Source organism: Pauljensenia hongkongensis (genome assembly GCF_001746855.1).
GTDB classification, from domain to species: Bacteria; Actinomycetota; Actinomycetes; order Actinomycetales; family Actinomycetaceae; genus Pauljensenia; species Pauljensenia hongkongensis.
Window position 1 is genome coordinate 552,440 of sequence record NZ_CP017298.1, and the last position, 13,464, is coordinate 565,903.

The 13,464-nt window shown below is 67.6% G+C and carries 8 protein-coding genes; 2 read left to right on the forward strand and 6 right to left on the reverse strand.

Annotated features, from left to right (window positions below; all coding sequences use genetic code 11):
- Positions 1-388: 388 nt before the first annotated feature.
- The 4 genes from BH719_RS02315 to gatC all read right to left on the reverse strand — a co-directional run bounded on the left by BH719_RS02315 (position 389) and on the right by gatC (position 5,552).
- Positions 389-1,816 (reverse strand): NAD-dependent malic enzyme, encoded by a 1,428-nt coding sequence (locus BH719_RS02315; RefSeq protein ID WP_009743128.1) that lies wholly within the window; start codon positions 1,814-1,816, stop codon positions 389-391.
- 438 nt (positions 1,817-2,254) lie between these two features.
- Positions 2,255-3,751 (reverse strand): Asp-tRNA(Asn)/Glu-tRNA(Gln) amidotransferase subunit GatB, encoded by a 1,497-nt coding sequence (gene gatB / locus BH719_RS02320; protein ID WP_009743129.1) that lies wholly within the window; start codon positions 3,749-3,751, stop codon positions 2,255-2,257.
- Positions 3,751-5,256, reverse strand: a complete 1,506-nt coding sequence (gatA, locus tag BH719_RS02325) for an Asp-tRNA(Asn)/Glu-tRNA(Gln) amidotransferase subunit GatA (protein ID WP_034255156.1) — start codon at positions 5,254-5,256, stop codon at positions 3,751-3,753. The genes gatB and gatA overlap by 1 nt, the downstream gene beginning before the upstream one ends.
- A complete protein-coding gene (gene gatC, locus BH719_RS02330; RefSeq protein ID WP_009743131.1) occupies positions 5,256-5,552 on the reverse strand; it encodes an Asp-tRNA(Asn)/Glu-tRNA(Gln) amidotransferase subunit GatC in 297 nt (98 codons plus the stop codon). Before gatC ends, gatA begins: the two co-directional genes overlap by 1 nt.
- A 19-nt stretch (positions 5,553-5,571) precedes the next feature.
- Between gatC and BH719_RS02335 the strand changes: the two genes are divergently transcribed.
- On the forward strand, positions 5,572-6,837 hold the full coding sequence (locus BH719_RS02335; RefSeq protein WP_034255157.1) for a phospholipase D-like domain-containing protein: 1,266 nt from the start codon (positions 5,572-5,574) through the stop codon (positions 6,835-6,837).
- Positions 6,838-6,900: 63 nt separating this feature from the next.
- Here the strand turns inward: BH719_RS02335 and BH719_RS09260 are convergent, their stop codons facing one another.
- Positions 6,901-10,638 carry a hypothetical protein gene (locus tag BH719_RS09260; RefSeq protein ID WP_157098151.1) on the reverse strand — a complete coding sequence of 1,246 codons (3,738 nt, stop codon included), beginning with the start codon at positions 10,636-10,638 and terminating at the stop codon, positions 6,901-6,903.
- Between the two features lie 107 nt (positions 10,639-10,745).
- On the reverse strand, positions 10,746-13,076 hold the full coding sequence (ligA, locus tag BH719_RS02345) for an NAD-dependent DNA ligase LigA (protein ID WP_009743134.1): 2,331 nt from the start codon (positions 13,074-13,076) through the stop codon (positions 10,746-10,748).
- Between the two features lie 136 nt (positions 13,077-13,212).
- Between ligA and BH719_RS09510 the strand changes: the two genes are divergently transcribed.
- Positions 13,213-13,464, forward strand: a 252-nt coding sequence (locus BH719_RS09510) for a hypothetical protein (RefSeq protein WP_034255159.1), incomplete at its 3' end; no start/stop codon positions are given.

Sequence of the window (13,464 nt, forward strand, 5' to 3'; positions counted from 1 at the left end):
AGGCCCCACCACAACAAGACAGGACCACAGGCCAGGCACAACCACCACGAACCACGCCGCGGCGACAGGTGAATAATCTACCCACCCACACGCACCACGTCAAATCCAATCCAGGTGAACCGGATCACACCCGGTCCCCCTCCCCGGCACCGCACCGAAAACCCCCAACCCACACACCCCGCCAAGCCGCGCCCCGCAACCACTAACGAACCCCCTCCCCCCTCCCCGATCCGCTCCCGCCCACGCACGAACAGGCCACGACCAGGGAACACACCCACAGAAGCGGTCAGACTCACACCCCGCGGACATTCCCGCGATAACGCCGGGCCCGGCCCACACCTCGTGGACCGGGCCCACCTCGCGAACACACCGCGCAGAACAACCCCACTCAACCCAACAACAAATCCGGTTGGACCGGAATCGCAACAGTCGGCAGGTCGCGCACGGCCCTGCGCACCGCTCGGGACACGGCCGGGGCGACCCTCTTGTCGAAGGCGCCGGGGATGATGTACGACGGCGAGAGCTCGTCCTCGGAGATCACGGAGGCGATGGCGATCGCCGCCACCCTCAGCACCTCCGTGGTGATCTCCTTCACCTTCGCGTCGAGGAGGCCCCGGAACAGGCCGGGGAACGCCAGGACGTTGTTGATCTGGTTCGGGTAGTCGGAGCGGCCCGTCGCCACGACCGCGGCGTGGGCGGCCGCCCCGATCGGATCGACCTCGGGAGTCGGGTTCGCCAAGGCGAAGACAATGGCGTCGTCCGCCATGGTCGCCACGTCGTCCGGGGTGAGGATGTTCCCCGAGGACACGCCGATGAACACGTCGGCGCCCGCAAGGCCGTCCTTGAGGGAGCCGTGCACCAGGCGCGGGTTCGTGGCCTCCGCCAGGGCCTTGCGCGTGGGGTGCATGCCCTCGGTCTGGTCCGCGGCCAACGCGCCCGTGCGCCCGTAGCCGACGATGTCCTTGGCGCCCTGCGCCAGCAGGAGGCGGATGATCGCGTTGCCCGCGGCGCCGACGCCCGACACGACGATGCGCACGTCCTCGATCCTCTTGCCCACGATCTTCAGGGCGTTGAGCAGAGCCGCCAGCACGACGATGGCCGTGCCGTGCTGGTCGTCGTGGAAAACGGGGATGTCGAGCTCGGAGCGGAGCCGCTCCTCGATCTCGAAGCAGCGGGGGGCCGAGATGTCCTCCAGGTTGATGCCGCCGTAGCCCGGGGCGATGGCCTTGACGATCGCGATGATCTCCTCGGTGTCCTTCGTGTCCAGGACCACCGGCCAGGCGTCGACGCCTCCGAACTCCTTGAACAGGACGGCTTTGCCCTCCATGACGGGCAGCGCCGCCTCGGGGCCGATGTCGCCCAGGCCCAGGACCGCCGTCCCGTCCGACACCACGGCGACTGTGTTCGCCTTCATGGTGAGCAGGTGGGCCTTCTGGGGCATGTCGTGGATGGCCGTGCACACGCGGGCGACGCCGGGCGTGTAGGCGCGCGACAAGTCGTCGCGGTTGCGCAGCGGAACCTTCGAGTGGATCTCGATCTTCCCGCCGATGTGGCTCATGAAGGTCTGGTCGGCCACCGACTCGGTCTTCACGCCGGGCAGGGCCGCCAGCGCGTCGCGCACCTGGGCCCTGTGGGCGGAATCGCGCATATCGCACGTGAGGTCGATGACGATGCGCCCGCGGTCCGAGTCGGCCACGTCGAGGCCCTTCACCTCCGCTCCGGTCGCGGCGACGGTGTCGACGATCTGGACGGCCGTGGTGGTCGCCTCGTCGACTTCGATGCGGTAGGAGGCTGTGTACGACGGGGACGTTCGCATATGAGTCCTTCTCTCGGGGGGCGGAGCCCAGCAGTCAGATCCTCTTCATCCTATGGAACTGGGCGCGCCGGGCGCGAGGGGACCACCTGGTGGACTCCGCAGTCCGACGAGGCGGGCGCCGGCGGCGGTTGCCGGTGGCGGCGGCGGTTGCCAGTGGCGGCGGCGGTTGCCAGTGGCGGCGGCGGTTGCCGGTGGCGGCGCAGGGCAACCTACCGGCTCCCCGGGTACGCACACAAGGACCCCGATTTACGCAACACCCGCCGCACACAACGGCGGAATCAAGCCCTTGTGCGCGGTCCCGTGTTGCCTAATTCCCTCCCTTGTGTGCGGCACCTTGAAGGAACGGGGGGCGGATCCGCCGGAAAACGGGGAGCGGCGGCCCGACCGCACAAGGGTCCGGACCGCCGTTCCAGCCGACGCCCCAGCGGGCACCACGTGTCAGGCGCCCACCATCTCCATGATGAGTTCGCGCACACGGGCGGCGTCGGCCTGTCCGCGCGTCGCCTTCATGACGGCGCCGACGAGGGCTCCGGCTGCCTTGACCTTGCCGCCCTTGATCTTCTCAACGACGTCCGGGTTGGCGTCCAGGGCCTCCTGGACGGCCGCGGTGAGGGCGCCGTCGTCGGAGACCACCTCAAGGCCCCGGGCCTCGACGACCTGCGCCGGCGAGCCCTCGCCCGCCAGGACGCCCTCAAGGGCCTGGCGCGCGAGCTTGTCGTTGATCCGCCCCGAATCGACGAGCCCCTGCAGTTCGGCGACCTGCTCGGGGCTGACCCCCGCCTCGTCCAGGGACACCTCGCGCTCCTTGGCGCGGCGCGAGATCTCGCCCATCCACCACTTGCGGGCGGAGGCGGGGTCGCACCCGGCGCCGACGGTCGCTTCGATGAGCTCCAGGGCGCCGGCGTTGATGACGTCGCGCATCTCCTTGTCCGCGTAGCCCCACTCGGCGCGCAGGCGGCGGCGCTTCGCGATGGGCAGCTCCGGCAGGGAGGCCCGCAGTTCCTCCACCCACGCCCTGTCGGGGCGGATCGGCACCAGGTCGGGCTCGGGGAAGTACCTGTAGTCCTCCGAATCCGACTTCTCGCGGCCAGACGACGTGGAGCCGTCCTCCTCGTGGAAGTGCCGGGTCTCCTGCAGCACCGAGCCGCCGCCCGCCAGGATCGCGCCCTGGCGCTGCATCTCGTAGCGCACGGCGGCGGCGATGCCCCGGAAGGAGTTCACGTTCTTCGTCTCCGTGCGGGTGCCCAGCGGGGAGTCGGGGGTGGGGCGCAGCGACACGTTGATGTCGGCGCGCACGTTGCCGCGCTCCATCCGGGCCTCGGAAACGCCCAGCGCGCGGAAGATGTCGCGCAGTGCCTGCACGTAGGCGGCCGCCACCTCGGGGGCGCGCTCCCCCGCGCCCTCAATGGGCCGAGTGACGATCTCGACCAGGGGGACGCCGGCGCGGTTGTAGTCCACCAGCGAGTAGTCCGCGCCCTGGATGCGCCCGTCGGCCCCGCCGATGTGCGTGTTCTTGCCCGCGTCCTCCTCCATGTGCGCGCGCTCGATGTCGACGCGGAACATAGTGCCGTCCTCCAGCTCGACGTCGACGTGGCCATCGTGAGCGATGGGCTCGTCGGACTGGGAGGTCTGGAAGGCCTTGGTGAGGTCCGGGTAGAAGTAGTTCTTGCGCGCGAAGCGGCAGTACTGCGCGATCTCGCAGTTCAGCGCCAGGCCGATCTTGATCGCGTACTCCACGGCGCGGCGGTTCACCACCGGCAGCGATCCGGGCAGCCCCAGCGACACTGGGGTCACGAACGTGTTCGGCTCGCCGCCGAAGGCGTTGGGGGCCGCGTCGAACATCTTGGTCGCCGTTCCCAGCTCGACGTGCACCTCGATGCCGAGGACCGGGTCGAACCGCGAGGCGGCCTCGTCGTAGTCCATGAGCTCGCTCATCACTTCTCCTCCCAATCGGCCGCGGGGCAACGGCCCGCGACGTCCTCGCTCAGCGCCTCGATCAGGGAGGCCGCCTCGTACATCTTCAGATCCCCGCGGGCGGGGGCCAGCACCTGGATGCCGATGGGCAGCCCCTCCCCCGACACGCCGTTGGGCACGTTCATCGCGGGGATGCCCGCCAGGTTCGCGGGGATCGTCGCCACGTCGTTGAGGTACATGGCCATCGGGTCGTCCGTCTTCTCGCCGAACTTGAAGGCGGTCGTCGGCGCCGTGGGCGAGACCAGGACGTCGACGCGCTCGAAGACGGCGTCGAAGTCGCGCTGGACGAGGGTGCGCACCTTCTGGGCGCTGCCGTAGTACGCGTCGTAGTAGCCCGCCGACAGGACGTGGGTGCCCAGGATGATGCGGCGCTTGACCTCGTCGCCGAAGCCCGCCCCGCGGGTGGCCGCCATGACGCGCTCCGCGGTCACGGGCCCCTCGGTCGGCTCCACGCGGATGCCGTAGCGCATGCCGTCGAAGCGAGCCAGGTTGGAGGAGACCTCGGCGGGCATGATCAGGTAGTAGGCGGCCAGCGCGTACTCGAGGTTGGGGCAGGAGACCTCGACGACCTCGGCCCCAGTCCCTCGCAGCTGCTCGACCGTGGCGTTGAAGGCGTTGATGACGTCCTTCTCGTAGCCGTCGCCGCTCAGTTCCTTGACGACCCCGATCTTCAGGCCCTCGACCGATCCCTGCCCGGCGACGGAGCGGACGGCCCCGGTCAGGGCCGGGACGGGCTCGTCGAGCGATGTGGAGTCGGCCGGGTCGAATCCGCCGACCAGTTCCGTCAGCGCGGCCGCGTCGGCGACCGTGCGGGTGACGGGGCCGATCTGGTCCAGGGACGAGGCCATGGCGATCAGCCCGTAGCGCGACACCGCCCCGTAGGTGGGCTTGGCGCCGACCGTGCCGGTCACGAAGCCCGGCTGGCGGATCGAGCCGCCCGTGTCGGAGCCGAGGGCGAGGGGCACCATGTAGGCGGCGACCGCGGCGGCCGAGCCGCCGCCGGAACCGCCGGGGATGCGCTCGAGGTCCCACGGGTTCCTCGTCGCGCCGAAAGCGGAGTGCTCGGTGGAGGAGCCCATGGCGAACTCGTCCATGTTGGTCTTGCCGACGATGGGCAGCCGGGCCTCCTTGATCTTCCGGGTGACCGTGGCGTCGTAGGGCGGGCGCCAGTCCCCGAGGATCCGCGACGCGCACGTCGTGGGGACTCCCCGGGTCACCAGGTTGTCCTTCAGGGCGATCGGCACGCCCGCCAGGCGGTGCAGGTCCTCGCCCGCTGCCCGCCTCGCGTCCACGTCCGCCGCGGTGGCCAGGGCGCCCTCGCGGTCCACGTGCAAGAAGGCGCGGACCCGCGGGTCGACCGCTTCGATGCGGTCCAGGCACGCCGTCGTGAGCTCCACCGACGTGATCCGCCCGGCCGCGAGCATGTCCGCCAGCTCGAGGGCGCTCTTCCTCAGAAGATCGTTCATCATTCCTCCCCCAGGATCTGCGGGACCAGGAACATGCCTTCCTCACTGGCGGGGGCCTGGGCGAGCACCTCGTCGCGGTCCACCGTGGGGCCGGCCTCGTCCTCGCGCCACACGTTCGTCAGCGGGATCGGGTGCGAGGTGGCGGGCACATCCGGGGTGGCGACCTCGGACACCTTCGACACGGCGTCGGCGATCACGTCGAGCTCGCCCGCGAAACGCGCGATTTCCTCTTCGGTCAATGCGATGTGGGCCAGGCCCGCGACGCGGGCGACCTCGTCAGTACTGATGCGTGACATGTGTGGCATCCTAACCCTTATGGGCTTTTCACAGCGACGCCAACTCACGAAGCAGACATGGCGGATCCTCCGGCGCGTCGGCGTGGGGATCGCCCTCGCCCAGGCGGCGGCCGTCGTCACCGTGCACGCCATCGACCGGATGCGGGTCCAGCGCATCCCCGGGGGCGTCCACGGCTTCCCCGCCCTGGAGCCCTCCGACACCCGGATCGGGGGGACGTCGGCCCGCACCTACACGGAGGGCACCTCCCTGTACAACGACATGCTCGAGGCCATCGACGGCGCCCAGCACCACATTTTCTTCGAGACCTTCATCTGGCGCTCGGACGAGTGGGGGGCCCGCTTCAAGGAGGCGCTGCTCGCCGCCGCGCGGCGCGGGGTCGACGTGTTCTGCGTGTGGGACGGCTTCGGCGTGCTCAACCAGGACCCCCGTTTCTACCGCTTCCCCGACATCCCGCACCTGTACGTGAGGCGCTTCCCGGCGCTGCGCAGCGGGTTCTTCACGCTCAACATCCGCAAGACCGGGCAGGACCACCGCAAGATCCTGGTGGTCGACGGGCAGGTCGGCTTCGTCGGGGGTTACAACATCGGCGACCCCTTCGCCTACGAGTGGCGCGACACGCACGTGCGGGTGACGGGCGACGCGGTGTGGGAGCTGGAGAACGGCTTCGTCGACTTCTGGAACCACTTCCGGCCCCGCACCGCGCCGACCCTGCCCGACCGCGGGGCGCGCCAGTGGAGCGCCGACGTCACCGCCGCCTTCAACCTGCCCGACCGGCTCCTCTACCCGATCCGCGGCATGTACATCGACGCGTTGGAGCGGGCCACCGACCGGGCGCTCATCACGACCGCGTACTTCATCCCCGACAAGGAGATCCTCGCCTCCCTCATCGCGGCCGCACGGCGCGGAGTGCGCGTGCGGGTCCTCATACCCGAGTACTCGAACCACATCATGGCGGACTGGGTGGCGCGCCCCTACTACGGGGAGCTGCTGCGCGAGGGCGTGGAGATCTGGCTCTACCAGCACGCCATGGTCCACTCCAAGACGATGACCGTGGACGGGCACTGGTCCACGATCGGCACCGCGAACATCGACCACCTGTCCATGCGCGGCAACTACGAGGTGTGCATGCAGTTCCACTCCCGCGAGCTGGCCGCGCGCATGGAGCAGATCTTCGACAACGACCTCACCACTGCGCGCCGCCTCACCATCGAGGAGTGGGAGCACCGCTCCTGGCTGGTCCGCGTGGGCGAGTACCTGCTGCACCCCTTCGAATTCCTCGTGTGAAGCCCCCGTACCTCGGGGACGAGGCCGGGGTTGGGTCGTGTCTTGACGTGTCCACGGCGCTTTCTAGTCTTGGTCGGCCCGCTCTTCTGCCTTCTCGTCCTCCCGTTCGGCTTCGAGCTCGTACTCTTCCGCGAGGCTGTTGAGGACGGCGGCGGCGCGCGGCCAGCGCGCACTCATTTTGCGCGAGTGCTCGCGGTATCTGAGCGCCAGGCACCATTCCTGCGCCCCTCCGTCAAGGATTCCCCGGCTCGTGCCGCCTCGGCGGTTGTACCTTCCCACTGCTATCCCCTGCTCAAGGTCGCGGCTCTTAGCATCCTCGAGAAGGTCTCGGACCTCCTCGGCTGGCCACATCCCGTCGTTCCCGTCGGGGCTACTGGCGAGGACCTCACCGATCTGGGTGTCTGCGATGTCCCCGAGTCCGTCGACATCGAGAAGCGTTCGAGATTCCTCCACCCAACGCGTGAGACGCTCCCCGTCAATTGTCCCGTCGTCGCTCAGTTCCGGCAGGCACCGCCAGTGGTTGAGCACCTGCCAGCATCCGAATCGATACGCGCGTGTTTCCTGCCCCTCGTCACCCTCATGAGAGCCATACAGACCTTTCACGAGAGCGGCAAAGCAACCAGGCTCACGCCCCAGGATCCGATACAGGGCGTCCGAGGGCGTCAGATCGTGGCCGCAGGCGAGGAGTCGAAATTCGAGCGTCGGCAAGTCGGGGTGATCTCTGGCCTCGGATTCGAGCCACGTAAGCAATTCTTCGGCCTCATAGCTGGACACTGTTTTCTCCCCACGCCCCATTGACTCGCACCACAAAGAAAGCGCTCGCACCGCCTGCGAGGTTTTCGGCTTCTGTTCTACGTCGATCATCCTCGATAGGAGAGCGACTGCCTGGGCAGCGCATCCATATTCCAAAAGAATGTCGAAGACCTCGTCCCTGTCCTCCTCTTTGATCTGGAAAACGCTCACGTTCTCCCAGTAGGTGCGAGACAGGGCCGCATCGAGATCCTCGACGCCGCGCCAGAAAGCCTTATCACAGGGGAGGGAGGCAACGAGCCTTCTCCGACCTTCAGCCCTAAGGAAGCCCTTTTCGAGAATCGACCGCACCCAGGGCATCCCCCGCTGCTTCGCGCTGCTCCACACGTACGCGGAAGCCGCCTTGTGCAACGTCTGCGATTCCCCGTCCAGCCACGACAGGATGCAGGGATCAAGCTCAGGGTTCGCGCGCGCCAAGAACTCTCCGATGTAGTTAACATTCTTCGACGCTTCCACGAGCGCGCGAATCTGCGCGTCGCCCCCTTGGATGACAGAGGCTAACGCACTATCACGTTCCTTCTGCAGAACTTCACTGAAGCCTTCATCCTCACTTGTTAGCTCATCAATCATAATGTAGCGCTCGTAGTCGAAAAGCCAGGCGAATCTGCGGGGATCGTCTGCGGGTTCCAGTTGGGCGAATAGCTCGACGAGCGGGCGCAGTTGCTCGTCTCTCCACACCCTGAGCGCGTCAGTCGATGACTGATAGCGGTTCACCATCGACCGCAGGAGGGAACAGGCCTCCAGTGACTGATCGCCATTCCACTGTCCTTGATCAGCAACTTTTCGAAAAGCGACAATGGACGCAGTCCAATCCTGAACGGGGAGGCGCTTGAGCGCACGCAGAAGGTGCAGCCAGCGCTCCGCATCGAAGCCCGCTAGTCTGACAGCCGCGCCGAGAACCACGTGACGATAGTCGGCGTGTGCGATGGCCACGAAGGATCTCTTCTCCGCGCCCCAGTCCCGGTAGAGCGGTTTAGGTGGATGAACGAAGCCGATAGTCTGAGTAACAAGCCCCTCAACGAGCGGCCATCCGAAACTCGAGTACTTCTCAAGCATCCATGTCACGATTTCGGTCTTCTCCTGCCAACCGCCCGCTCCGAACGGAGACCAACCCGCGACCGCTACTGTCACAGCCTCGACGTAATCGCGTCGATCAGCTTCAACAACGGTTAGATCACCCAGTCCTACTAGTGCACGCACAGCCCTGCCGAAGTAATCAGGGGACCAGGTCAGACACTGCAGCGCCCGCATGAGAAAGGGCGCCGCCGACAGCAGGCACTCTGGACTACTATCCGCCTGGGTGAGGCCGCTTTGGGCCGCAGCGTCTTGTTGCTCCAGCCAATGCTCGATAGCCTCGAGGAATCTCCTTGGTGACGCCTCTGCCAGAAAAGGAAGACTCTGAGACAGGCTACCAAAACCAGAGCCACCGTTGTCCTCGAACCTTTTGCCAACGAGCCCCTTGACAATACGGTCGACACACCCGCCGACATTAGCGAGGAATCCGGCTTTCCTGTCGCTCGTGGCGGCGGCAAGGGCGATTCCCCTAGCGACATGATAGGTCAGAGTCGACGAGAAAGGCGGCCGCAGACCATCGATCAGCGCGTTAAGCACTTCAGTCGCAGACTTCCCCTCCGACGGGTCTGTCGCGAGCAAGACATCATTGACGAGCTTTTCCCAACGCTCGATATGCGAGGAGGACAGCTTCGACAACAGCAGCGCAGCCGCATCCATCGCGTCAACCAGCCGCCACTGTCCGCCTGATCGGGCAAAGGGCGGATCCAGAGGATACCTGTCGACCAGTTCGACTAGCCGAGCATTGATCTCGTTCCCATCGAGGTCGACGAACCAAGAAAGCAAATCCAAGTCACCCGGGTGACCGACTTCCCACGCGCCGACCAAGACCAGTGGAGCCAGTAAACGAACAGCATCTCGGCCCTTCGCCCACTCGGGATATTGCCTGCTTTTATCGCGTGAAATCCTGCGGTAGAAGCCACACATGCTTCTACGCGCAAGGGCAGTGAGCTTATCTGCCGTCAGAAAATCCGATCCAGTCTGAGTTAGCAAAGTAGCACCGCCCCACCGGTCAACCTTGGGAAGCCTTACTACGTCTCTATCATCGCGACTGCTACCCATCTCAATGACTGGGTGAATTACACCGTGGCCGTTATCCAAAGCTAAGCCAATGTCGGGATTATCGAATATGGGAATAAGAATGAGCGTGGAGATTTGAGTTGCCAACTGATGCCACGTCTGGGCGTCAGACACAACCATCGTCCGCCCGAGGGCATCGGTGTTCTTGTCGAGGAGAACAGAATAACAGAAAGCAATCGCGTCATCACGCCAGGCTGATTGTATTGAGGAAACGTTGTCATTGGTTGCAAGGAGGTCGAGCAGTTTATCGGCTTCCTTATGCCGTCCGGCAGCGTGGAACCCCGGGGGTACCTCGATCGTACAGTTCCGACGGAGTCTTTCCCACCATGCCATCAGTGTTTGAGCACCCGATACTGGCTTTTTCAGACGCTCGCTGATCCAGTAGTGGACGGCGGGCTTTGACTGGAGCCAGCCCTCAAGCCGGTGTGCGTCAAATGCTTCGACGGACGCGAATACCCCTTCTTCCTGGCGTTCCTTCGCCCATGCAGCAGCCCCCGCCCAGTTTCGGGGTGTGGCGAATACGAAGATCTCATCCGTTGTCCCGGCAACTTCCTTGGCGCGCTTCTCGTAGTCCTCGTTGGCCTTACGTTTCGAATCTTGGTTGGTACCGAACTCGAAGCGCAGCTCCCCCGCTGGCAGGTACGCAGAACGCTCCGATGTCGCAGTGCCATCCCACCCAGGAGCGGCGGTTCCCTCATGCGCGCGGATGTTGATGTTGGAGACACCCGGAGTTTGAGCCAGCAGTCTACGCATGAGCTCGGGGAAGGCGCCCTTCGCGTCGTCGGTGTCTGCCCAGCCGTCCAGATCGCTCGCGGAAGCCAGCAGAGAGTTGCTTTCCATGGAAGCACCGTACACCGAGGCACCTTCATCTGGTGTCGAACGAAACAGGCCTGCGTGATTGCCTCTTTACAGGTGAACTGTCACACGCCCGCCCAGCCCAAGTCTCGTTACAGGCCGACGGCCGCCAGGCCCCCTTCGAGGAGGTCGGCGAACTGGGCCTCGGAGATGACGGGGACGCCCAGGGACTCGGCCTTGGCGGCCTTGGAGCCCGCGCCCGGGCCCGCCACGACCAGGCTCGTCTTCTTCGACACCGATCCCGAGGCCTTGCCGCCGCGGGCGGTGATGGCCTCCTTCGCGCCCTCCCTGTCGTAGCCGGGCATCGCGCCCGACACCACGATGGTCAGCCCCTCCAGGACCGCGGGGACCTCCTCGGGGGCCTCGTCCTCCATGCGCACGCCCGCCTCGCTCCAGCGCCGCAGGATCTCGCGGTGCCAGTCGACCTCGAACCAGTCGGCCAGGGACTGGGCGATCACCCCGCCGACGCCGTCGACGGCCGCCAGCTCCTCCACGTCCGCCGCGCGCAGGGCGTCCATGGAGCCGAAGCGGGCCGCGAGGGCGCGCGCCGCCGTGGGGCCGACGTGGCGGATGGACAGGGCGACGAGCACGCGGGCGAGGGGCTGGGACTTGGCGCGCTCCATCTCGTCGAGCATCTGTGTGAGCATCTTCGAGGCCGTGGTGCCCACCCGCTCGTAGACGGTCTCGCCCTTCACCTTCTTGGCCCTGTGGGCCTTCGTCCAGAAGTAGCGGACCTGCGCCCAGTCGCCGGTGGGCTCCCCCTTGACGGTGGTGGGCCGCCACACCATGACGTCGCGCACGTCCTCTGCCCTCAGGTCGAAGAGCGCGGACTCGGCGGTCAGGACGGGGGCCTGGGGTTCGGGGAGCATCGCGTCGGCGGTGGCCAGCTGCTCCGCGTGGGGCAGGTCCTCGGCGTCGGCGAGCTCCAGGCGCGTGCCGTCCTCCAGGACGACGGCGTGCCCGGCGACCAGGGCGGCGGCGACCTGGTCGCGGTTGTTCTCGGGCTGGGTGAGGGCCAGGGCCGCCTCGTCGCCCAGGCCCTCGATGTCGAGGGCGGAGCGGGCGCCGATGTGCGCGATGCGCTCGGTGATCTGGGCGGGGCAGGCCGCCTTGTTCGGGCAGCGCAGGTCCACGTCCCCCTCCTTCTCCTCCACCAGGGCCGTGCCGCACGACGGGCACGCGGCGGGCATGGAGAACTCCCTTTCGGAGCCGTTGCGCGCCTCCTCCACGGGGGCCACGATCTCGGGGATCACGTCGCCCGCCTTGCGCAGGACCACGAGGTCGCCGATGAGGACCCCTTTGCGCTTGACCTCCTGGGCGTTGTGCAGGGTCGCGCGGGCCACGTTGGACCCGGCCACCAGGACGGACTCCATGACGCCGTAGGGGGTGACGCGGCCGGTGCGGCCCACCTGGACCCGGATGTCGAGCAGGCGCGTGTGGACCTCCTCGGGCGGGAACTTGTAGGCGGCCGCCCACCGGGGGGCGCGCGAGGTGGAGCCCAGGGAGCGCTGGAGCGCCAGGTCGTCGATCTTGACGACGACGCCGTCGATCTCGTGGGCGAGGGAGTGGCGGGCCTCCCCCGTTTCCGCGATGAACTCCTCGATGGCCCCCCTGCCGGTGAGCAGCCGCGTGTAGGGGGAGACGGGCATGCCCCACTCGCGCAGGAGCTGGTACCAGCCGTGCTGGGTGGTGGGCGGGGTGAAGGCTCCCCCCGCCTCGACGAAGCCGACCCCGTGGGCGACCATCGCCAGGGGCCGCTTGGCGGTCTCGGAGGAGTCCTTCTGGCGCAGGGAGCCGGCAGCCGCGTTGCGGGGGTTCACGAACGCCCTCTCGCCGGCCGCGACGCGGGCCTCGTTGAAGGAGGCGAACTCGGCGACCGGGAAGTACACCTCCCCGCGGATCTCGACGCGCCTGGGAGGGGCGGCCGTGTCGAGGCGGGCGGGGATCGAGGCGATGGTGCGGACGTTCGCGGTGATGTCCTCCCCCACGTGGCCGTCGCCGCGGGTGGCGGCGCGCCGCAGGGCTCCGTCGACGTAGAGCAGGTTGACGGCCAGGCCGTCGACCTTCACCTCCGCGGTCATGGGCAACTCCGCCTCGCCCGTCTCCTCGTGCATGCGCTGCTCCCATCCGGCCAGCTCCTCCAGCGAGAACACGTCGTCGAGCGACGTCATCTGCTGCAGGTGCCGGACGGGGGCGAACGCGGAGTCCGCGCTGCCGCCGACGCTGAGGGTCGGCGAGTCCGCGCCCCGCAACTGCGGGTGGGCGCGCTCGATGTCCTCCAGTTCCCGGTAGAGGCGGTCGTACTCGGCGTCCGCCAGGGTCGGGGCGTCGCGGTCGTAGTAGGCGCGGCGCGCCTCCTCGATGGCGGCGACCAACTGGTCGTAGCGGCTGCGGATTGCGTCGAAGGACTCGTGCTCACTCATGGCGCAATTGTCGCACCCCGCACGCGCAGCTGGAGCGGCGGCGGGTCGTCCACAGACCCGCGCACGCCCCTGGCACCGTCCACAGGCCCGGCGTCCCATGTGGAGCGGCGGTGCGGGGCGGGGCCACCCTGGTCGCATGGCCAGACAACGCCCCCACCCCGCGCACGCCCGGCACGCGCTCCGCTCCCCCTGCCACCTGGCGTGCACTTCCGGACCCGACATCGGGGTCGTCATCGCCTCGGGCGTGGTGGGGCGCACCGGCGCCGTTCCGTTGAGGGCGGCCGACGTGTCCCGTGAGCACGCCGACGTGGAGGCCGAGGGGCGCCGCCTGCGCGTCACGCCCGCGCCCGGGGCCCGGCCCCCGCTGGTCCGCCCGCGGTTCGGGGCG